This window comes from Parapedobacter koreensis (assembly GCF_900109365.1).
GTDB classification, from domain to species: domain Bacteria; phylum Bacteroidota; class Bacteroidia; order Sphingobacteriales; family Sphingobacteriaceae; genus Parapedobacter; species Parapedobacter koreensis.
Genome location: NZ_FNZR01000001.1, coordinates 845,757 through 866,828 on the forward strand (window position 1 = coordinate 845,757; position 21,072 = coordinate 866,828).

General features: G+C 47.6%; 19 protein-coding genes. 7 read left to right on the forward strand and 12 right to left on the reverse strand.

Features of this window, described 5'->3' with window-relative positions:
- Nucleotides 1-117 precede the first annotated feature (117 nt).
- The 8 genes from BMW65_RS03565 to BMW65_RS03600 form a co-directional block, all read right to left on the reverse strand.
- Nucleotides 118-1,503, reverse strand: coding sequence for a HAMP domain-containing sensor histidine kinase (locus tag BMW65_RS03565; protein WP_090602781.1), 1,386 nt, complete (start codon nucleotides 1,501-1,503; stop codon nucleotides 118-120).
- 12 nt (nucleotides 1,504-1,515) lie between these two features.
- The gene (locus BMW65_RS03570; RefSeq protein ID WP_090602783.1) at nucleotides 1,516-2,214 is read right to left on the reverse strand and encodes a response regulator transcription factor; all 699 of its coding nucleotides are present in this window, start codon (nucleotides 2,212-2,214) and stop codon (nucleotides 1,516-1,518) included.
- 94 nt (nucleotides 2,215-2,308) lie between these two features.
- Nucleotides 2,309-3,919 carry a solute:sodium symporter family transporter gene (locus BMW65_RS03575; RefSeq protein WP_090602784.1) on the reverse strand — a complete coding sequence of 537 codons (1,611 nt, stop codon included), beginning with the start codon at nucleotides 3,917-3,919 and terminating at the stop codon, nucleotides 2,309-2,311.
- Entirely contained in the window at nucleotides 3,883-4,920 is a 1,038-nt protein-coding gene (locus BMW65_RS03580; protein WP_090602786.1) for a LacI family DNA-binding transcriptional regulator, read from the reverse strand. The genes BMW65_RS03575 and BMW65_RS03580 overlap by 37 nt, the downstream gene beginning before the upstream one ends.
- Before the next feature lie 142 nt (nucleotides 4,921-5,062).
- Nucleotides 5,063-5,428, reverse strand: a complete 366-nt coding sequence (locus tag BMW65_RS03585; protein WP_090602788.1) for a CoA-binding protein — start codon at nucleotides 5,426-5,428, stop codon at nucleotides 5,063-5,065.
- A gap of 20 nt (nucleotides 5,429-5,448) precedes the next feature.
- Nucleotides 5,449-6,384 carry an alpha/beta hydrolase gene (locus tag BMW65_RS03590; RefSeq protein WP_090602790.1) on the reverse strand — a complete coding sequence of 312 codons (936 nt, stop codon included), beginning with the start codon at nucleotides 6,382-6,384 and terminating at the stop codon, nucleotides 5,449-5,451.
- 62 nt (nucleotides 6,385-6,446) lie between these two features.
- Complete coding sequence (locus BMW65_RS03595) at nucleotides 6,447-7,655, reverse strand: serine hydrolase domain-containing protein (protein ID WP_090602792.1); 1,209 nt, start codon at nucleotides 7,653-7,655, stop codon at nucleotides 6,447-6,449.
- Between the two features lie 109 nt (nucleotides 7,656-7,764).
- Entirely contained in the window at nucleotides 7,765-8,883 is a 1,119-nt protein-coding gene (locus BMW65_RS03600; protein ID WP_090602793.1) for a putative sensor domain DACNV-containing protein, read from the reverse strand.
- 109 nt (nucleotides 8,884-8,992) lie between these two features.
- On the opposite strand from BMW65_RS03600, the gene BMW65_RS03605 reads away from it, so the two are divergent.
- The gene (locus BMW65_RS03605) at nucleotides 8,993-9,352 is read left to right on the forward strand and encodes a phage holin family protein (RefSeq protein WP_090602795.1); all 360 of its coding nucleotides are present in this window, start codon (nucleotides 8,993-8,995) and stop codon (nucleotides 9,350-9,352) included.
- A gap of 86 nt (nucleotides 9,353-9,438) precedes the next feature.
- Here BMW65_RS03605 and BMW65_RS03610 read toward each other — a convergent pair whose 3' ends face one another.
- The 3 genes from BMW65_RS03610 to BMW65_RS03620 all read right to left on the reverse strand — a co-directional run bounded on the left by BMW65_RS03610 (nucleotide 9,439) and on the right by BMW65_RS03620 (nucleotide 11,583).
- Nucleotides 9,439-10,188 (reverse strand): SDR family NAD(P)-dependent oxidoreductase, encoded by a 750-nt coding sequence (locus BMW65_RS03610; protein WP_218145330.1) that lies wholly within the window; start codon nucleotides 10,186-10,188, stop codon nucleotides 9,439-9,441.
- Between the two features lie 90 nt (nucleotides 10,189-10,278).
- A complete protein-coding gene (locus BMW65_RS03615) occupies nucleotides 10,279-11,175 on the reverse strand; it encodes a helix-turn-helix domain-containing protein (protein ID WP_245747479.1) in 897 nt (298 codons plus the stop codon).
- A gap of 21 nt (nucleotides 11,176-11,196) precedes the next feature.
- The gene (locus tag BMW65_RS03620; protein ID WP_090602799.1) at nucleotides 11,197-11,583 is read right to left on the reverse strand and encodes a DUF983 domain-containing protein; all 387 of its coding nucleotides are present in this window, start codon (nucleotides 11,581-11,583) and stop codon (nucleotides 11,197-11,199) included.
- Between the two features lie 232 nt (nucleotides 11,584-11,815).
- Here BMW65_RS03620 and BMW65_RS03625 point away from each other — a divergent pair, with 232 nt between their 5' ends.
- The 4 genes from BMW65_RS03625 to BMW65_RS03640 are packed head-to-tail and all read left to right on the forward strand — an operon-like array spanning nucleotide 11,816 to nucleotide 18,393.
- Entirely contained in the window at nucleotides 11,816-14,584 is a 2,769-nt protein-coding gene (locus BMW65_RS03625) for a DUF1553 domain-containing protein (RefSeq protein WP_090603002.1), read from the forward strand.
- 12 nt (nucleotides 14,585-14,596) lie between these two features.
- Nucleotides 14,597-16,090, forward strand: coding sequence for a DUF1501 domain-containing protein (locus BMW65_RS03630; protein ID WP_090602801.1), 1,494 nt, complete (start codon nucleotides 14,597-14,599; stop codon nucleotides 16,088-16,090).
- Nucleotides 16,091-16,102: 12 nt separating this feature from the next.
- The gene (locus BMW65_RS03635; protein ID WP_218145331.1) at nucleotides 16,103-16,990 is read left to right on the forward strand and encodes a sugar phosphate isomerase/epimerase family protein; all 888 of its coding nucleotides are present in this window, start codon (nucleotides 16,103-16,105) and stop codon (nucleotides 16,988-16,990) included.
- A 17-nt stretch (nucleotides 16,991-17,007) separates the two neighbouring features.
- Nucleotides 17,008-18,393 (forward strand): c-type cytochrome domain-containing protein, encoded by a 1,386-nt coding sequence (locus BMW65_RS03640; protein ID WP_245747480.1) that lies wholly within the window; start codon nucleotides 17,008-17,010, stop codon nucleotides 18,391-18,393.
- A gap of 3 nt (nucleotides 18,394-18,396) precedes the next feature.
- Here the strand turns inward: BMW65_RS03640 and BMW65_RS03645 are convergent, their stop codons facing one another.
- Nucleotides 18,397-19,020: a DUF4159 domain-containing protein gene (locus BMW65_RS03645; RefSeq protein ID WP_090602804.1), complete on the reverse strand. Its 624-nt coding sequence runs from the start codon at nucleotides 19,018-19,020 to the stop codon at nucleotides 18,397-18,399.
- A 167-nt stretch (nucleotides 19,021-19,187) separates the two neighbouring features.
- Between BMW65_RS03645 and BMW65_RS03650 the strand changes: the two genes are divergently transcribed.
- Nucleotides 19,188-20,174 (forward strand): AAA family ATPase, encoded by a 987-nt coding sequence (locus tag BMW65_RS03650; protein ID WP_317040398.1) that lies wholly within the window; start codon nucleotides 19,188-19,190, stop codon nucleotides 20,172-20,174.
- A 19-nt stretch (nucleotides 20,175-20,193) separates the two neighbouring features.
- Nucleotides 20,194-21,072: a DUF58 domain-containing protein gene (locus BMW65_RS03655; RefSeq protein ID WP_245747483.1), complete on the forward strand. Its 879-nt coding sequence runs from the start codon at nucleotides 20,194-20,196 to the stop codon at nucleotides 21,070-21,072.

The window sequence follows — 21,072 nt, forward strand, 5'->3', positions numbered from 1 at the left end:
CCAATCGCTGCAACAAAATTAGATCACGGGCATTAGACTGGCTTAAAACCACCATTAAAACCTCATTAGAAATCACACATGAAGATTAAAAAAAGATAAGAAAAGAGAAAACCTGGATTACTCGGCATTCCGGCGCCAAGCAGGGATGGTCAGTTGAACGGTTGTCCCGCCATCTTGTAAGGACGACACACTTATTTTCCCTTGGTGCATTTTTATGATATTTCTTGTCAATGGTAGCCCAATACCGTAACCTGCATAGTTCTTGGTATTGGATGCACGGAAGAAGGGATCATAAATATATTTTAACTCGTCTGGCGGTATCCCTATCCCCCTATCCTTTACAACAATTACCACGTGATCGTCGGACGCCCCCAGAGACACACTGACTTTCCGATTGTTCGAATATTTGCAGGCATTCGCAATAATATTAGCTAGCGCAAGGTGAAGTAGTTGTTCATTACCCCTTATTTTAAGTTTGGTAGGGTCCTCGGGCAACAAGCTCATATCAATATGCAGATTGCTCTCTGGATTAAGTTTTTCTACCGTATTCTTCACGTCCCAAATCAGCTGATCGATACGAAGGCGTTCAAATCGCTGTATTTTGCCATTAAAGCCAGTCTGTGCAAGCGACAGCAGCGCATTGGTTTTTGCGTCGAGTTTCTCCGCTTCTTCCAACATAATCTTGATAGACTCCACATATTCCTTTGCTGTCCGTTCTTTTGATAGTACGACGTCCGCCTCCCCGATGATCGCTGTTAAGGGCGTACGCAATTCATGGGAGGCGTTGCTGATGAAATTATTTTGCGTTTCAAAAGCGGTTTCAATACGATTGAGCATGTCATTGAACGTGTGAATCAGTTCGTCCATCTCATCATTGCTGTTTCGGGAATCAAGCCGGAGATGCAGATTTTCAGAACTAATCTGCTGGACTTTTTCGGTAATTTCCCGAAGCGGTTTGAAAATATATCTTGAGTAATATACAGCGATGAAAAGAGACACGCAAAACGCAATGATAATAGCTGCCACCAATGTCTTTTTCAAGTAGGCCACAAAGTTTTCTTCGAAGTAATCCTGCGCTTGGGAGATAACAATATAGTCTCCCTGTTTGCTCGAATAAACTATCCCCACATAGAACAGTTGGTTGTCTTGATGGCGTGCATTATGTTCGCTAAGCACGGCTTCGAAGAAAGAAAGCGGTATATCCAAGCTATCTGCCTCCTGCCTATAATCCTTCGCCACGTCAATTTTGAAGAAATAATCCTGTTCATGCATCAACTTTTCAGAAAACACACTTCTCAGGTCATTCAGCCCCCGCTCATCTTTATCCAACTCCATTTTACCAGCAGCAAGGGCTCTGATCTCCAGCACATCGTAATAGTAGTCATGTAAAAAACCAGGTATGGAAAGATATACCCATCCGCTAAACAGCATGATGATTGCAAGAAAAGCAACGATAAGCATACTGGCTATCTTCGTTTGCGTATTCATCAGATTGGTCCTCATGGGTATGAAAAATCAGGATTCCCGCAGCACATATCCCATCCCGATGACCGTGTGTATCAATTTTCGACCGGGCACCTTATCAATTTTTTTCCTGAGGTAATTCACATAAACATCCACCACATTGGTACCCATATCGAAATTGACGCCCCATACGTTTTCCAGAATATCTGCCCGCGACAATACCTTATTTTTGTTCTGGAGAAAAAAATACATCATCCGGTACTCCGTTGTTGTCAGCGAAATCTGATCGCCATTGCGTGCCAGCGTTTTGGTGTAATCATTGAGGACAAGATCGGCCACGCGGAATACATAATCCTCTTGTGGATCTACGGCGATATTCCCAGCCTGGGCAGCTCGCCTCAACAACGAACGCACACGGGCTACCAACTCGATAAATTTAAATGGTTTGACAAGATAGTCATCTGCCCCGGCCTCCAAACCCATTACCACGTTCTCCGAAGTACCTAATGCCGTTAAAAAAAGTATGGGAATATGCACATTCGCTTCCCGAATGGATTTGCATACCGCGATGCCGTTCGTGTCCGGTAGCATCACGTCCAAAATCACTAAGTCAAACGCCGTTGAACGGGCCATTTGCAGTCCTGTATTACCGTCAAAAGCCACACTGACCTCAAACCCCTCTTCTGACAGCCCTTTATTTATAAATGAGACAACATGTGCTTCATCTTCGATCACCAAGATTTTTTTCATCGATTAGCCTTATAATTTTTAGCTTTTCCCGTAATCGTCTCAAAAATATCAAATTAACCCACATAGACAAAGGAAATCAAACGCGGGATGCTGATTAGACATTTCCCAGTAAGAGATAGATTATCAGCGTGATGGCAACAAGTACCGCTGCAAAAGGCCGAGTATATCGCCAACCTTCCATGGGCACCGCATCCCTATTTATGGATTCGTCCACTGTTGTTTTTGCTGGATAAAAGCGCGATACAATCATCATCACCGCCATATTCAACAGAAACTCTATCCCCCAGATGTGCACGAAGTGAAGGTCGATTTCAAAAATAAAGGTGCAGCACACATAAAATGCCAGACCAGTAAACAAAGCTACTTTAGCACCTTGGGCCGATATACTTTTGAAAAAGAAACCACCAATCATAATGGATGCTATCGGTATGAAAAAGATACCATTCAATTCCTGTAAGAGTTGATAAAGTCCCTCCGGTGCATTTGCCACGAAAGGTGCTGCTATGATAGCGCTAATGGCGAGCAGGGTTGCCACGACGCGCCCCATGCTTACCAGGGTCTGCTCTGGCGCATCTTTTTTGATCAACCGTTTATAAATATCGATACTGAAAATGGTAGAAGCGCTATTAAGTACCGCATTAAACGTACTTAATACAGCCCCCACAATCACCGCAGCAAAAAGCCCCCACAATGGCGGCGGCAGGACACGCTTGACCAATTCGGGGTATACCATGTCTTGATTGTCATAGTAGGTCTCCTGAAAATAATAATACCCGATGACACCAGGCAATACGATAATGAAGGGAACCAATATTTTCAACATTCCTGTATAAAGCAACCCTTTTTGTGCTTCTTTCAGATTCTTTGCACCCAACGCCCGTTGTACAATAGTCTGGTTCATACACCAGAAATAAAGCTGGTTGATAATCAATCCCGTGAAAAGTGTGCTAAAGGGCATTACGGAATCCTCTTTGCCGATGACATTGAACTTCTCTGGGCTGTGCTCAAAAACCTCGGCTAGTCCGTGGAATGGGTTTCCAGCCCCGATATAAATGAGTGCAAGTACCGGTATCAACAAGCCACCGAACAACAAGCCATATCCGTAAATTACATCCGATACAGCAACGGCTTTTAACCCGCCGAGGATGGCATATGCCGCACCGATACAGCCCACAACCATCACGGTAATCCAAAGCCCGGTTTCCCGATCTACGCCCAGCACGGTCGAAATATTGAAAATACTCTCCAAATTTATGGCTCCGGTATAGAGCACAATAGGTAGTAGAGTCACTGCAAACGAAACCAACAAAAACATTGCAATCAATGAACGGGTACCTTTATCGAATCGCCTTTCGAGGTATTCCGGTATCGTAGTCAACCCCATTTTCAAATACCTCGGCACAAAATAGATAGCCGCGACAATAAGCGCCAAGGCAGAAGTAACCTCCCAGGCAATGATGACAAATCCATTTTTATAAGCAGATCCGTTCATGCCCACCAAGTGTTCGGTAGAGATATTCGTCATGATCATAGACGCAGCAATCACACCACCCGTCAGGCTCCGTCCACCCAAAAAATAACCATCTTGTGTATTCAGGTTATCTTTACGCATGCGCATCCAGGCATAGACCCCTACAAAAAGAGTAAATCCTACAAAACTCAGTGCCATCACGTCGTCATCCTCCGCACTAAATCCACGGGACATACCAATGGTTCGCCGACAACAATTGACGAACTTGGGCCACGATGCTGGAGAGCATTGATAAGTGTTTCTGCTACTTTATCTGCCATTTCATTGGGGTACTGTTCAATCGAAGTAATAGCCGGCGTAATAATGGCCGTTCTTGGATCATTGGAATAACCGATAATTTTCAAATCCTCCGGGATACGGATACCACGCTCCCTTGCAAACGCTACGGCAGCAATGGCTGTCGTATCGTTCGCAGCAAATAGACCATCAGGTATCACATCGCCTGCAAATAATCGACGTAAGCTGCTCCATGCATTTTCGACAGTTAATTCATGGTAGTATGTCCATTCTTCACGAAATGGCACCCCGTATTTCGTCAATGAATCGATAAAGCCACGCGTGCGCTCCTGGTAAATACTACAGGATAACGGGCCGCTGATATATGCGACGCGTTTGCAACCCGCCTGTATCAAATGATTGCCAGCCAGCAACCCGCCTCTGTAGTCATCACCTTTGATGACGTAAGCCTGCGTCCGAAGCGTAGGCACCCGGTCGTAAAAGACCAATGGTATACCTTGCCGTAAAAAGCCATCGAAATGACCGATATGTTCTGTATAAAGGGCGAGTGATACCACCAATGCATCTACTCTTGCAGAATACAAGGTGTTGGCCAGTTCTTTCTCCACATCTACGGAATCGTTAGATTGACAAATCATTAAGTTATATCCTGCAGTCTGCAATTGGCGTTGCAGCGAGGTAATGAAAAAAGCATGAAAGTACATGGATATGCGCGGCACTATCAACCCAATAGTGTTTGAGCGGCGATTTCGCAAGGAAGAAGCCATGCTATTATGGCGATAGCCCATCTCCGCCGCTTTCTCTTTCACCCGCGTACGTGTAGCTTCACTAATGCGTGAATTGTTGTTAAGTGCTCTGGATACGGTCGCCGGAGATATCCCCAACGCTTTAGCAACATCCACAATGCTATTTTCTGATTTCGGTTTCTTCGGTGTCATCGTTTGTCTACCACAAATTCAAAACAACATTAAATTTGTGTAAAATGCAAGGTACTTTTACTGAATATACCGAATAGGACACGGCAGAGACGCGGATGGGGCACGGGTGAGGGACTGATGAAAATCGAGGCTTATGCCATCCTCAGTACTGACCGGTACTTAACAAGACCAATGTACAAGCTTGGATGGTAGCTATCCCATGTTCCTTGGCTAATGCCTCCAATTCAGAATTTTCGGTTCCTGGATTGAAAATGATCCGCTTAGGATTCGTTTTAAGGATATAATCGTAATACTGAGGCTGCCGTTGCGGGCCTATGTAAAGCGTGATAGTATGAATATCGACCAGTGCATCCCCATAAGGTTGTATAGACACTCCCGCTGCTTCTCCTTGTTTAATGCCAATATTCACGATTTCATGCCCAGCCGCCACCAGTCGATGTGCAGCAAGGTAAGCGTAGCGCGCCGGATTGTTTGTTGCCCCAAGGATAAGCGTCTTCTTTTTCTCCATAACTTGCAAGACTATCACGATTATTGAGCCCTAAAAAAAGCCACTGTTTTTTCAACCACTTCATCCTGCTTACTCGGTGGGTTGAAAGCGTGATCGGCACCTTGAATCATCACATGTGTACTCACCGACCCGCGACTATTGAGCAAGTCGGTAAGGCTTTCATACTGTGCCTCGCTATAATCCGGCAAAAAATCGAGGCTATTGTTTTCTGGTCGCACGCTGATGGTAGGCACACCGCCGCTATTGCTGGCCACCCAATAAGGGCTTGCCGCCCTATAAGCCTGCCTGTTTTGGTTGGTGGCTTCAACGCCTACCACTCGATAGAAGAGCTCTTTAGCTTCGGGATCCAGTTCCTGTACTTCAGATTCTTCCGAAAACGCGATAGTCGTGAGACCCGCCCAATTAGCCACCGCCTTTATACGCGCATCGCCATTGCGGTCGCCATAGGCATACAGCATAGCCAACGTAGCTCCTGCGCTATGCCCAGCTATATACCACTTATCCGAGCCTACTCCCCAACCATTACGTTCATCCCATGCAAACTCAATAGCAGCAGACACATCCTCCAACTGATCATCAATTATAATATCACTTGCACGGTGTAAAGGAGGGGTATTATATAGTCCATCACTATTTACTAAACGATAATTGATATTAACCACGGCAAAACCATTGGCCAGCAATTTCGTGGCCATACCGTCTAACTGCCCCTTATCACCTTCCACAAAACTCCCCCCGTGAATCAAAATGATCACCCCCGTATTGGCCGTAGAGCGGCCTTCGGGCAGATACACGTCCATTTGCTGGAGCCTCTCTTCTCCATACGGCAGATCGTCAATCATCTCCCCCCTGACCTCATTGTTGTCATCCGGCCGGGGACTGTCTTCCTTACATGCATGCCAAAGTGGCGCCATTATCAACAATATGCCAAGCCGTGTCCAAATAGAACGTCTCATAGTCCCTATTTATTAATCTTAATGCATATTATCAAGAATCAAGCCACTGATAAAAGACCGTTTTATTGCGCCATAAATTCTCCTTGGGCGGAGTAGGCCGCTTGACGGATCACAGGCATTCCAAGAATTTGGTATAACTCATCCAGGTGAAGTAAACTGCCATTAGCAAGATTAGTAAGCAATACAATCGTGATGTCATCTTCCAAGTCACGGATATATAGATTGCGGAAACCATGCCACCATCCGGTATGGTATACGACTTTATGATCACCAGGATCAAATGTACGCCACCCGTAGCCGTAGTTAAAGAGTTCTTTTGTAGGTGTACTATATCCAGCGTAGGCCGAATCCAACGTTTCAGGCTTCAGTAAACGGCCATCGCGCAGCGCACGATCGAATAGAAATAAATCCTGCACCGTACTGTAGGTGCCTTTATCACCCACAGGACCGTCCTGAAAATTCTGCACTACCGACCGTCGCCACACCCGATCATGCCCCACCACGCCTGTGGGTATCTTCTCATATACCGCTTTGGAGTATACAGCCGTGTTTTTCATTCCGGCAGGAGCAAATACATTTTCCTGCATATATATGGCAAAATCCTCGCCCGTTACCTTTTCAATGATCGCTGCCAAGATCATGTAATTGGTATTGTTATAAAAAAACCGTCCATCTGGTTTGCCATATTTATCCGGCTTATACCTTGCGAACAAATTCATCACATCCATATTGGACATGCCTTTATGTTTATCTGGCCATATCTCTGCCTGGTCCGTGAAATAAAGGTAATTATTGAGCCCCGATCGATGCGTAAGTAGTTGTTTGATGGTTACATCTGAATACGGGAAATCCGGGAAAAATTCATCGACAGTCTGCTCCAGTTTTATTTTGCCTTCTTCCCAAAGTTTAAGTATGCCCGTTGCTGTTAATGGCTTGGACACGGACGCCAATTCAAATTGGGAGGTAATTTTCAAACTGTCCTTCATCAAATAATCAGCCCAGCCAAATGTGTTTTGATAAAGAATCTTTCCTTTTTTAGCAATCAACACATTACCGTTAAAACCAGAGCGGCTATGCAATCGCTGCATAAATTCGTCTATATTCAAATCAGCTTTCGCTGCATCATATACCAGCATTAAGCTGTCCCTATCGTGTTGCTTTCGCGCTGCTTTAATTTTTCTTTTCTCCGTAGACGTACAAGCGCCGAGGATAACAATAAGTAACGTAAGAATAGTAATATTAGTTATTAACAGCTTTACGGTAGTTTTCATTAGACAATTTTGTATTCAGTAGCGATAGTGCGCTAAGGTATTGCAATCAACTTGCAATGGCAAATGCTTTGTTTTAATTAACGGTTGTTCCACAGAATTATTACCTGCATTACATTAACAGGGTGTCTATGCGATGGCCATGCACCATTTGTTGTTTTTCAGACCATACAAATACCGTGAACGTACCATCTTGTGAGGCCACCATGGCCAGTGCGTCATGCTGGTCATGCACGAATTGCGCGGCAGCGAGGTGACGAGTTCCACCGATATTGGTAGCGTCAAGTAGCTGGACAACACTCTCTTCAACCGGTTCGGTAATCATCAATTGGGTCACAGGCAGTGAGTGGGGAGAGCGGGCTACTTTCGCACCGAATGCAAGCAAGCAGTGATCTTGGGTGACCACAGTAGCGCCGTCAATGGCAGAATATCCTCCTACAGCACGGATCATTTTGCGCAAGGTATCTAGGTAGCTATAGCCGGATAACATGCCACCGTCATCAGGAGGCAGCATCATATGGGGTTCGACTAAATAATTAATTGGCTTGACGATAGAGTGCAGCCATGCTGAACTATTGGGGGGCACTACCAATAGCAGCGCGCCGCGCCCGTGGCTGCGCATTGCCAAAGCCAATTGTATCAGTATATTCTCTGACCGATCAGCCGATGATGAATTGGATAGCCCCAATAAAGCAGAAAGCATACCCGGACAATCCATCAAACCCCAATGGTTATCATCGATAACCTTGATCTGATTGCCTTTCAGCACCGCTACGTTGATGAATTTCCCCGTGCCGTCGTGATGCTTCTGTTTCACCACCAACAGACCCGCCTCTACCACTTCTACGACCATACAATGTGGGGGTACGTCATGAGCTGTACCCCAGATGTGGAAATTGTCACCTTCCAACCATACTCCAAGGTGTATGCCCGGTTGCACAACGGCAGGCGATAGCTTGACCAGGTTGTACGGGGTAAAACGCTGCTGGTAGCTAAAAATCAAGCTGTTGCCGGCCATATCTGGTGGCACAAAGGCTAGCGATATCTTGGGCTCATACCCCTCCTCCCTACGTAGGCTCGCCCAAAAAGCAGTATCGATAAGACTTTCAATAACCGGTGTATCCGGTACATGCACATGCTCGGCCTCAGGAGCATTGACCTGCTTTGAAAAGTGTGCGGCTATCCGATGTGATACCATCTTGGCAGCCAAATATGTAGGTTCTGAAATCATTTTTGTCTATCAGCTAAACAATTTCGTAAGTATTGCCTTTTATGGATTATATTGGCAAACTTAGATAAACTAACTTTACAGACGAAAGAAAATCAAAACAAACAGCATCATGCGGTTCATCATTGACGTATTATTGACAGGATTGGCTATCTTTTTGGCAGCCTTAATCCTCCCCGACTCTGCGGTAAGCATCGCGGGGTTTGGCTGGGCTATTTTAGCCGGACTTATTATTGGATTCGTAAATGCCACCATCGGCACTGTGCTCCGGTTTTTTACGTTTCCACTCAACCTGCTCACACTGGGGCTTATTTCATTTATCATTACCGTACTCATGGTACAGCTTACCAGCTACTTCATGGGCAGCAAATTCGACGTTGCAAATTTCTGGTGGGCGGCGGTATTCGCCATCATCGTGGCTTTGATTGAATTACTCCTGAATAGTATCTTCGGCTCCAAAGACAGGGATTAACGAAAATAAGGTGCCCAAATGCAATCCCTTTCGATTGCATTCTTGGGCACCGGGGTATATAAAAATAAAGGTTAACGTAGTTAAACTTATTGGGTCAAATAGCCGCCATCCACGGCATAATATGAGCCATTCACAAAAGAAGCCTTATCTGTACTTAGCCACAGTACGAGTTCGGCTACCTCATTAGCTTCTCCCAACCGGCCTACCGGATGCTTGGAGACTAGCCAATTGATGGTATCACTATCCATGTCTTTCAATAGCGGCGTATTAATAAATGCCGGGCCTACTGCGTTGGCACGGATACCACCAGCCGCATACTCCAGCGCAATGTTTTTAGTAAGCCCTACCACACCATGCTTGGCAGCCACGTAGGCGGAAGAATTGGCAAAACCCACCTGCCCTAAAATGGAAGCCATATTGACAATGACCCCACCCCCAGCCTGCAGCAAGGCAGGTATTTGATAGCGGCAGCCATAGAATACTCCCGAAAGGTTGATGGCAATGACTTTGTCCCACCCTTCAACGGGGTACTCTCCCGTGGGAGCCGAGGGGCCTCCAATGCCGGCATTGTTGCAAGCAATATGCAATGCACCATACTGTTCAACAGTTTGCTTAACCAAACGTTCATTGTCATCGGCTTTGGATGTATCAGCAGCAATAAAAAAAGCATCTCCCCCGGCATCTTTAATCAGTTTCACCGTTTCTTCGCCACCGCCCACGCTGATGTCCGAGACAATCACTTTCGCCCCTTCGCGCGCATATGCCTGTGCTACCGCCCGGCCAATCCCGGAGGCCGCACCAGTGACAATAGCTACCTTATCCATTAACATTCCCATAATCGAATTACTTTTTGTTTGCTTTTGATATAACAAAGATAGCGGTGTTTTGGTTGGATAAAAGTGACGATGATCAACTAAATAAATGAGTTAACCAAACGCGACCGTTATTGTTTTGCGGAATGCTTCAGGGGTATTCCCCGTGTATTTCTTAAAAAACTTGCTGAAATAGGAGTTGTCTTTGAAATTGAGTGCATCGGCTATGGCTGCTACCGAAAATTCGGGATTGACTAACAAGCGCTTGGCTTCTAACACGATACGATCCCGAATCACTTCTCCCGCTGACTGCCCCAATAGGTCCGAACAAATGGCATTAAGGTGATTGGGCGTGATGTACAACAGGGCTGCATAATCCTTGGGCAAGCGCAGTTCAGCAAAATGCTGATCAACGAGTTTCTGGAAATTTCGGAGCAAGGTCGCATTGTAGGAAAGCGGTGCTAGCCTGGAACGCTCCTGCAGTGTTGCCAATTCCAGGAATAGGGTCAAGGCACGCACGCGTAGTTGATCGAGATGGAGCGCATTCAACGACGACACCAATGACACCATTTCGCCAAACAGACTTGCCACCTTTGCACGCATTGATGGTGGGACATCCAGTACCGCTTGCTGCACTTGGCCCCGGAAAAAAGCAAATTCTTCCAGGTAATCGGGCCGTAATAGGAATGACTGGAAAAACGACGCTGAAAAATTAAGCACATACCCATCTACACTTCCCTGAAAATCCCAGTGGTGCACTTGTCCGGGTATCATCGCATACAATTGGAACGGACGGACTTCAAACCGTTGGAAATCAATAGTATGATATCCGCCACCCGATATAAAGTACACCATATGGTAGAAGCTGTGCCGATGGGGCATATGAAGCTTATGATGCCGATGGATATACGGAGCAAAAGGCTGCACCAAAATATCGGGCTGATAGGTGCCCAAACCCGCAATATCATATACCGGATAGCCCTGTTGTGCCATGGGCTGTAAGTATAACATTTTTCTGCGGATTTAGGAGGTTTAATTTTTGTTTTCCGGCTGGTAGTGCAGCCCGGGCGTAAGCCAGTGCAACAAAATAACCCGGGAATACCGGTAATTAAACGGTGCAAACACCAGCGCTGTGGCAAAAGCCACTACCAGGTAAAGCCAGGGGCCGTCCATGTATCCCGTAAGCAGATAAGTACCCACGCAAGCCGTTACCAACTCAGCCACAACCATTGCATAACTCACAAACATGGCTACATAGAAATAACCGGGTTCGCGTTCGAAACGTAGACCACAATGCGGACAAGTTTCGTTCATCTTTTGTATCTTCAACCCATAGGCCTTGCCTATAAAGATATTCCCTTGGCGGCAACGTGGGCATTTAGCATGCACCGCTGCGCTAAATGATGTCGTCGTATCCATTGTCTTAATTGTATTATTCATCATGACACAAAGGTACCCCGCCATAATGAAATGTACGGGTAATATGTCACTATCTAATGGTATTTTTTACGGAATCGATTGCATAAACTTTTTGCTTGCAAGTCCAACAAAAGTATGTATCTTGGAATCTGTTTTTCCGTCATCCTGGTTTAAGGGATGGATGTTTAACCAATAAACAACAGACTTTTACCCAAATAGGCTCAACATGGTCATGAAAGCGAAACGTGGAAAAGCGGCTATTGGTGTCTGTATTGCATTAGCCGTTATGATGCTGGCATTACTGCAATGGAAAGAAGAACCTGTTGACTTCAGCGCGGAGATAAAACCGATTCTCAATAAGCATTGCATCACCTGCCACGGCGGCGTAAAGAAAAACGGTGGTTTTAGCCTCCTGTTTGAAGAAGAAGCTTTTGCTAAGACGGAGTCCGGCAAACCTGCCATTATTCCCGGGGATTCCCGACATAGTGAATTTATCCGCCGACTTACTGCGAACGACCCGGAGGAACGCATGCCTTACAATGCACCGCCATTGGATAAAAAAGAAATCGAACTACTCACCCGATGGGTGGAACAGGGTGCCAAATGGGGTGAACATTGGGCCTATTCCCTTCCCAAAGTAGTAAAAGTGCCGCGCGGCCGCCTTACCATGGCATCCTTATTGAGCTTTTTGGGCAATAAGCCCCTGCATAGCGATATTGACTATTTTATTCAGGAAAAACATAAAAAACTCAAGTTGGATTTCGCAGCCGAGGCTGATCGTGCCACATTGCTCCGCAGATTATCGCTAGATCTCATCGGGCTACCCCCGTCACCCGAACAGGTAGCAGCCTTCGCCAACGACATCCGGGAAGATGCCTATGAACGCCGGGTAGATAGCTTGCTGGCCTCACCACGCTTTGGCGAACGCTGGGCTTCATGGTGGCTGGATATCGCACGGTACGCGGATACCAAAGGCTATGAGAAAGACAATTCCAGGCAAATATGGGCATATCGCGATTGGGTTATCCAAGCTTTTAACCGTGACATGCCTTTCAACACGTTCACCATCGAACAGCTCGCCGGTGATTTATTACCCAACCCTTCAAAAGATCAATTGATTGCAACGGCGTTCCATCGCAATACCATGGTCAATGACGAGGGGGGCACCGAAGATGAAGAGTTTCGCGTAGCCGCTGTAATTGACCGCGTAAATACAACTTACCAAACTTGGCTGGCCACGACCTTTGAATGTGCACAATGCCATAGCCATACCTATGATCCCATCAAGTTTGAGGAATACTACAAATCCATGGCCTTTTTCAACAATACAAGGGATGAAGATACACCAGGGGACTATCCCACACTCCGCTTTTATAACGAAGAAGACAGTGCAAAGGTCGTGCTCATCAAGCAGTGGATAGCGAAGTATAACACCCATGAAGCCGTTGTTTCTTCTGACCTCTTTCTGCACACGCTTGAGCCGAAAATCCATGCACATGCTTGTGACCAGTTGGTCAATGGGGCATTGGTAGACACCAAATGGCTGGGCATCAGACATGGCGGCAGCGCCAGGCTGCCAGCCATCATGCTGGATTCCAAGGATCTGTTTTATATCAACTATAGCACGGGATCTTCCGGTGGCCAGTTGGAAATACGCGCAGACAGTCCTAATGGGGCCCTCTTAGCAAAATCCGCTCTGCCGGTGACCCAAGGCATGCAAACCATTGCCATCCCCCTCGCGGTGCTTGGCGGACAGCGCGATATTTATTTACAATTCAAAAACCCGTCGATACCTACGGACTATGAAGTATGTTTGGTCGAATGGATGGCTTTTCGGGAAGCATTACCTGGTAACAACGAACCACAGCATCAGCAGATGCAGCAAACTTTTCTTGAATTGGTGAATACCCGCACTCCGTCCGTCCCTATAATGATTGAAAACCCGCAAGATATGCGACGGGAAACTCACGTCTTTGAACGGGGAAACTGGCTGGTACAGGGGAAAGCTGTGGAACCCGAAGTGCCGCAATTTCTGCACGATTTTCCCAAGGAGGCACCTCGTAACCGCCTTGGGTTTGCGCAATGGCTGGTGAGTGAAGAAAACCCGCTGACGGCCCGTACGTTGGTCAACAGGCTATGGGCACAGCTATTTGGCCACGGCATCGTCGAGCCTTTGGTCGACATGGGATCGCAAAGTGATCCACCAACCCACCCCGAACTGCTGGATTGGCTAGCCCTGCAGTTTATGCATGACATGGATTGGAGCGTGAAACGCCTGTTGAGGGAATTGGTCGTTTCTGCAACCTATCGCCAATCTTCAGTATTGCCCCCCGAACTAGCAGAAAAGGATCCAGGCAACAAGTATTACGCCCGTGGGCCACGATTCAGACTCTCTGCCGAGCAAATACGTGATCAGGCACTAGCCGTAAGCGGTCTTTTAAGCACCAAGATGTATGGCCCAAGTGTAATGCCGTATCAGCCCGAGGGCGTATGGATGAGCGTGTACAGTGGTGAAAGCTGGAAAAAGAGCGAAGGTGAAGATCAATACCGCCGGGGCATATACACCTTTATCAAACGGACAAGTCCTTACCCTTCGTTCATTACGTTTGATGCCTCCAGTCGCGAGGTTTGCCTGGTGGATCGCATCCGTACAAACACGCCCCTACAAGCGCTCACTACACTTAATGACCCCGTGTACCAAGAAGCAGCGCTGCACCTTGCGAAGCAAATGGAAACCGCCGGAAAGGGGAAGATCAAAGAAGCCATCCAATCGGCTTATCTACACGTGATGCAGCGGCCATTGCCCGAAGATAAATACCGCGTGTTCGAAAAATTATTCCGGGAAACTTCGGCACATTACCGAAAGCATCCACAGGAGGCGACTAAACTACTTGGTACCATAGCTATACAGCGGCCGCCAGCCGACAATGCCAATACGGCTGCGTATGCCGTTGTAGCCAGCGCACTGTTAAATCTTGATGAATTCCTTACGAAATCTTAACCCGCTGCAACAATGGAAAAACTATTCAAGGAAGCACAGGAAACAACGTTGAAAGCCGTCACCCGACGGCATTTCCTCCTAGAATGCGTCGCCGGCGTAGGAAGCATTGCCTTGGGGTCGATGCTTGGCGGATGCATGGGCTCGCGTGCTGGAAGCAACTCCAGCGGAGATCTGCTTATCGACACGATGAACCCACTTGCCCCTAAATCCCCGCATTTTGCAGCCCGGGCCAAAAACGTGATTTATCTACATATGGCGGGAGCCCCTTCCCAATTGGAGCTTTTTGACTATAAGCCCGAATTGCACAAGCTGCACAACCATCTTTGCCCACCGTCGTTGCTTGAAGGCAAAAAATTTGCTTTCATCCGTGGGACACCCAAGATGTTGGGACCGCAAGCTACATTCCGCCAATATGGGCAAAGTGGTGCATGGATTTCTGACCTGCTCCCTCATTTTTCGAAGGTAGTGGATGAGGTGAGCTTCCTGAAAGCCGTCCACACCGACCAGTTCAACCACGGGCCGGCCCAGCTTTTCATGCACACTGGTCATGCCCGGCTGGGACGGCCAAGCATCGGTTCTTGGGTCACTTACGGCTTAGGGACGGAAAATAGCAATTTACCGGGCTTCGTGGTGCTCACTTCTGGTGGCAAAACTCCGGATGCGGGAAAAAGCGTCTGGGGCAGCGGCTTTCTCCCCTCGGTATATCAAGGCGTACAGTGCCGTTCGCATGGAGATCCAGTACTTTATATCAGCGATCCGGACGGAGTAAGCCGCGATCTGAAACGAAAGGCTATCGACGCCATTAATACCGTCAACATGGAAGAATATCAGACCTATAAAGACCCTGAAATCCTCGCGCGCATCGCCCAATACGAAATGGCCTACAACATGCAGATAGCCGTGCCGGACGTCATGGATCTCCGCAATGAACCGGAATATATCCATGAGCTTTACGGTACGCAACCGGGCAAAGAATCCTTTGCCAACAATTGCCTATTGGCCCGAAAACTGGTGGAGCGGGGCGTACGGTTCGTACAGTTGTTTGACTGGGGGTGGGATAGCCATGGCACCAGTGCCGATGATGCGCTCGACTTAGGATTCCGCAACAAATGCCGCCAAATAGACCGCCCGATGACCGCTTTGTTGCTTGACCTCAAACAGCGGGGCCTTCTTGATGAAACGCTGGTTGTGTGGGGGGGTGAGTTTGGCCGTACACCCATGCAGGAAAACCGAGACAATCAAGAAATGCCATTCGCGGGGCGCGATCATCACCCTGATGCATATACCATCTGGATGGCCGGCGGCGGCGTAAAAAAGGGAATGACATGGGGCGAGACCGATGAAATAGGCTTTTCTGCCGTAAGTGGGCGTACCGCCGTCCATGATGTACATGCCACCATGCTCCATCTCCTGGGCTTTGATCACGAAAAACTGACTTACCAATTTCAGGGGCGGCCCTTCCGGCTCACCGACGTGGAGGGGCACCTTATCCAAGCACTCATTTAATTTATACAGCCTATGAATATGCGTATCCGCTTTACTTTGCTGCTTCTGATAGCCACTTGCGTATGCTCGGCAGCCCATGCTCAACCACATACTGCTGGTATCTCGTATTTCTGTACAGACTGGGGGAGAAGCGTCCCTTGGGACGAATTTTGCAAGCAGGTCAAAGAAGCCGGATTCGATGGCGTGGAAACCTGGGTACCCGCCGATAGCACGACACGTAAAGAAATGAAAGCCGCATTGACCAAATACGACCTGTCTTATATCTTCTTATGCACGGGTTCGGGCCCTGATTTTGATACCTATCTCGGCGCTTACAAAAGCGGCTTAATACAGGCTGCTGCACTTAAACCCGTACTCATCAATAGCCATACCGGCAAGGATCATTTCAGCTTTGCACAAAATGAGGCCCTCATTGCCGTTGCCGACTCAATAAGCCGTGTAACAGGCATTCCACTTACACACGAGACACACCGTGGGCGGTTCAGTTTTGCCGCCCATGTGACACGCGAATACCTGGAACGGTTGCCCTATCTCCAGCTTACGTTGGACATTTCGCATTGGTGCACAGTACATGAGTCCATGCTTGATGACCAGCCGGAAGCTGTAGCCCTTGCCCTACAACGGACTGGACATATTCATGCACGCGTAGGCCACCCCGAAGGGCCTCAGGTGAACGATCCCCGCGCACCGGAATGGCAAGATATCGTACAACGTCACTTGGCCTGGTGGGATACCATTGCAGCCGCCCATCGTGAGCAGCACAAACCACTCACCATTACCACCGAATTTGGCCCACCTGATTACCTCCCTACTTTACCGTATACACGGCAACCCTTGGCCGACCAGTGGGAAATCAATAAATACATGCTCAATTTGTTGAAATCTCGTTTCGGCAATTAATGGAAAACAACGGCGACATGCTCCTATTCCTTGGCAGGTGGCACCCCCTGTTGGTGCATCTTCCCATTGGTATGTTGATCTTAGCTTTCGCCTTTGCCTTGCTCAGCCGAAAAACGACTTATGCCACGTTGTCTTCAGCTGTACCTGCTACGCTGCTGTTCGGGGCAGTTTCGGCGGTACTAGCCAGTATTTCGGGATACCTGTTGTCACTTAGCGGAGGATATAACTCCAGCGCACTGTCCCTGCACCAAGGATTGGGCATTAGCGCAGCGCTTGTCAGTATCCTATGCTGGTTGTTATACCGGAAATCATTAGGTGAAAGCGATGTCCTTAGCCGTCTCCGCAGATTCCGTTTTGCCTTGCTTACCTTATTGGTGGTCTTGCTAAGCGTAGCGGGGCATTACGGCGGCACACTCACGCATGGCGAAGGCTACCTAACGGAGGCGCTCCCCGAGCGGGCACGTCTTCTCCTCGGATGGCAGCCCGAACAGATGGTTATCGAAAATGTGCAGGAAGCGGCGATATATACCGATATTATTCAGCCTATTTTTAACCAACGCTGCCAAAGCTGTCACGGCACGAGGAAGCAGGAAGGGGATTTGGCGTTGCATACTTTGGAAGCATTGATGCGTGGGGGAGAAAGTGGACAGGTGCTAGTACCCGGCGATGCCGAAGCGAGTGAACTATACCACCGGCTCATACTGCCGGAAGGCGATGCGGATCGCATGCCACCGAAAGGACGAACGCCCATCAGCACCGACCAAATCCAATTAATCGCTTGGTGGATTAATGCTGGTGCACCCGAAGATATGCAGGTAAAAGACATAGACCAACCAGAAACCATGCAACCCATATTACTTGCCTTGGAAGGAAAGGTCGACATTGCTGACATCCCTCCCGCTGATCCCAAAATCGTCGAGCAGCTACGGGCGAAAAATATAAAGGTAGTGCCCTTGGCGGCGGGCAAAAATCAATTGGCAGTGAATGCCATCAACTACCCTCATTTTAGCGCTGAAGAGGCTCAATTATTGGCCGGATTGGGCGAAAATGTGATACAGCTTAGGCTTAGCAATACCCAAATCACGGATAATGCCTTGCAGCCTATCGGGCAACTGGCCGGGCTACGGCACCTCTATCTAGATAATACCGCTATAGGGAATGCCGGGTTAGCTTACCTTCATGCTTGCAAAACGTTGCAATACCTCAACCTGGTCAATACGAAAGTCACGGATGAAGGCCTTCTCATCCTGGCAAAACTTCCCGCCTTGCAAACGGTATACCTCTATCAGTCAGAAGTAACTATCCATGGCATTGAGCAGCTAGTACGGGAGCGCCCCGAACTGACTATCGACACCGGCAACTACGCGTTGCAAGCCTTAGCAACGGATACCATCGCGTATTAAAAATCAAGCACCCAATGCATATACGACGATATTCACCGCAAACTGCGTATTATCTTTGGCCAAAAAACGTTTATTGCGGAAATCATAATCCCACTCACAACCATAGTCTTTATTGCTGTATAACACGCCGATTTTTCCATTGATCTCAACGGCTTTAAGGTAGTCATGTACCAAGTCATCCCCCCAGCCATTGAGCTCAAAAGAACTTGTGGGAGGCCCCTTCTCAAAAGTGAAGAATGATGAGTAAAGGGTGTGATCGTTGGGAATTTTTTTCAGTGCATCCGGGCCAAAAAGCGTATTCATCTGCTCCTCAAACGATCGGGCAAACAATCCATCAATATCATGGTTGCAATCATCGGCAAACACAAAGCCGCCATTCTCAACGTATTGTTTAAAATGACTGGCTTCCTGCTGGTTGAATTGCACCAGTTTATGACCACTTAAATAACAGAATGGATAATTAAACAATTCATCACTCGCCAAGTCGACCACCTTCTCTTCCATGGACAGCGGTATTGTCGTATATTCCAGCAGTGAATTCAGCACATTGGAAGGCATCCGCTGATCGGTATCCCAATCACCCGATTGGTACTTCAATCGAACAAACGTAAACGTTGATCTTAACATCCATCTAAAATAGCATCATATGGCCAAAAAACAATTCGTTTTCAACCCTTTTATTGTAATTTTCTTGATAAGCACATGGATGCTGTTTTATTTTGACCGAAATTGGCCCTATATTGAGCATGTTTTCCCAATATGGGTATTTTTTACTTAATGTTGTTGCTTTGAACGTGTCAGAAACTACCGTAGCGGAGCTGGTCTCCAGACTCTCCCTGTTGAAAAAAGAAATCCAGAAGGTCATCGTGGGGCAAGATGATATCATTGAAGAAATTCTTGTAACGCTGATGGCAGGAGGGCATTGCCTGTTGGAAGGGGTGCCCGGATTGGCCAAGACGTTGCTCGTGCGTACAATGGCACAAGCCCTCGATCTACCTTTCAGACGTATCCAATTTACGCCGGACTTAATGCCAGCAGACATCATTGGCACTGAAATCCTTGAAGAGGATAGAGAAAGCGGCAAACGCCACTTTAAATTTATTCGTGGCCCTTTATTTGCCAACATCATCCTCGCTGATGAAATCAATCGCACACCGCCAAAAACGCAATCGGCATTGCTGGAGGCCATGCAGGAATTTGAAGTGACCTATGCAGGCAAAACCTACACACTTGACAAGCCATTCTTCATCCTCGCTACGCAAAACCCGATTGAACAAGCGGGCACCTACCCGCTTCCAGAAGCCCAATTGGATCGATTCCTGCTCTACATCAAAATCGGTTATCCCGCTGCGGATGAAGAAGTACAAATATTGCGCAATACCACTGGGACGAAAAAAGAACAGGTGGAAAGTATCATCGGTGGCAAGGAAATACAGCATTTGCAACAATTGGTACGTGAGGTTGAGATTAGCGACCAACTTATTAAGTACGTCAGTGCGCTCATCCGTGCTACCCGACCAGGTGATGATGCATTACCTTATGTGAAAGACTGGGTACAATGGGGTGCTGGGCCACGGGCCGGGCAAGCGCTCATCCTCACCGCCAAAGCCAGGGCGCTGCTGCACGGACGTTTTGCGGCCATCCCTGAAGACATCAACCAGATGGCTTTTCCGGTCTTGAGACATCGCGTATTGATGAACTTTGCTGCGGAAAGCGAAAAGATAACAAGTGACGATCTGACTAAAGAATTGATTGGCATATTGGGCAAGAAACTCGCTTGATCCCACTACGTACAATATCATGAAACAGCTACCCGACGCCAAAACGATGACGGCCATCAAGGATTTATCCTTGGCGGCAAAAACCATTGTGGATGGTTTCATGAGCGGTATCAACAGCAGTAGGCTCAGGGGAGAGGGGGTCACCTTCAGTCAATACCGGAACTACTTTCCGGGAGATGATCTCCGCAACCTGGATTGGAAAGTATTCGGTCGTACCGGACGGTATTATATCCGGGAGGCCGAAACGGAAAAAACTATTGCCGTGCACGTGATTATAGATGCCAGTGCTTCCATGAATCACGACTGTGGCGGATACCCCAAAATCCGATATGCCGCCCAGCTTGCCGCTGCTCTCGCGTTGCTGGCATATCGCCAAGGAGATAAAGTGGGCCTCACGGTCTTCAATGGCAATGGCATACAACGCATTTCCCCGAAACAACACAGCCAGCAATTGCAACGTATCTATCATGCACTGGATAGCATGGAAGCCAAAGGCCGTTTTGAAAATCTCGATCAATATAAACAATTGTATCAGGCCACGGGAAAGGATTTGGTAGTAGTCATTACCGATTTTTACGAACACCAAGACGAACTGACCAAGTTGATGGCACTGCTTCATGCGCAGGGGCAGGAGGTCATTCTGCTTCACTTGATGGCTGCAAACGAGTTGGAAGGCCGGTTCAATGGGTATGACGCATTGGAAGATCTGGAAACCGGTGAAGTGATCATGCTCGGCAGATCAGCGGCCTTAGCACCCGAATTACTAAAGCATTACCTGGAGACATCCAAAAATAAATTGCTCCGAAACCAAGTTTATTATACCTTGGTCAATGCAAACGAACCGCCTGCACAGGCGTTGAGAGATTTTTTAATCCGCAGAAATAACCAATCACGATAA

What these genes read in the sequence shown, in the direction of transcription:
- BMW65_RS03565 (WP_090602781.1), bottom strand. Translation starts at nt 1,503, where the DNA reads ATGAGGACCAATCTGATGAATACGCAAACGAAGATAGCCAGTATGCTT.
- BMW65_RS03570 (WP_090602783.1), bottom strand. Translation starts at nt 2,214, where the DNA reads ATGAAAAAAATCTTGGTGATCGAAGATGAAGCACATGTTGTCTCATTT.
- BMW65_RS03575 (WP_090602784.1), bottom strand. Translation starts at nt 3,919, where the DNA reads ATGTCCCGTGGATTTAGTGCGGAGGATGACGACGTGATGGCACTGAGT.
- BMW65_RS03580 (WP_090602786.1), bottom strand. Translation starts at nt 4,920, where the DNA reads ATGACACCGAAGAAACCGAAATCAGAAAATAGCATTGTGGATGTTGCT.
- BMW65_RS03585 (WP_090602788.1), bottom strand. Translation starts at nt 5,428, where the DNA reads ATGGAGAAAAAGAAGACGCTTATCCTTGGGGCAACAAACAATCCGGCG.
- BMW65_RS03590 (WP_090602790.1), bottom strand. Translation starts at nt 6,384, where the DNA reads ATGAGACGTTCTATTTGGACACGGCTTGGCATATTGTTGATAATGGCG.
- BMW65_RS03595 (WP_090602792.1), bottom strand. Translation starts at nt 7,655, where the DNA reads ATGAAAACTACCGTAAAGCTGTTAATAACTAATATTACTATTCTTACG.
- BMW65_RS03600 (WP_090602793.1), bottom strand. Translation starts at nt 8,883, where the DNA reads ATGATTTCAGAACCTACATATTTGGCTGCCAAGATGGTATCACATCGG.
- BMW65_RS03605 (WP_090602795.1), top strand. Translation starts at nt 8,993, where the DNA reads ATGCGGTTCATCATTGACGTATTATTGACAGGATTGGCTATCTTTTTG.
- BMW65_RS03610 (WP_218145330.1), bottom strand. Translation starts at nt 10,188, where the DNA reads ATGGGAATGTTAATGGATAAGGTAGCTATTGTCACTGGTGCGGCCTCC.
- BMW65_RS03615 (WP_245747479.1), bottom strand. Translation starts at nt 11,175, where the DNA reads ATGTTATACTTACAGCCCATGGCACAACAGGGCTATCCGGTATATGAT.
- BMW65_RS03620 (WP_090602799.1), bottom strand. Translation starts at nt 11,583, where the DNA reads ATGGATACGACGACATCATTTAGCGCAGCGGTGCATGCTAAATGCCCA.
- BMW65_RS03625 (WP_090603002.1), top strand. Translation starts at nt 11,816, where the DNA reads ATGAAAGCGAAACGTGGAAAAGCGGCTATTGGTGTCTGTATTGCATTA.
- BMW65_RS03630 (WP_090602801.1), top strand. Translation starts at nt 14,597, where the DNA reads ATGGAAAAACTATTCAAGGAAGCACAGGAAACAACGTTGAAAGCCGTC.
- BMW65_RS03635 (WP_218145331.1), top strand. Translation starts at nt 16,103, where the DNA reads ATGAATATGCGTATCCGCTTTACTTTGCTGCTTCTGATAGCCACTTGC.
- BMW65_RS03640 (WP_245747480.1), top strand. Translation starts at nt 17,008, where the DNA reads ATGCTCCTATTCCTTGGCAGGTGGCACCCCCTGTTGGTGCATCTTCCC.
- BMW65_RS03645 (WP_090602804.1), bottom strand. Translation starts at nt 19,020, where the DNA reads ATGTTAAGATCAACGTTTACGTTTGTTCGATTGAAGTACCAATCGGGT.
- BMW65_RS03655 (WP_245747483.1), top strand. Translation starts at nt 20,194, where the DNA reads ATGAAACAGCTACCCGACGCCAAAACGATGACGGCCATCAAGGATTTA.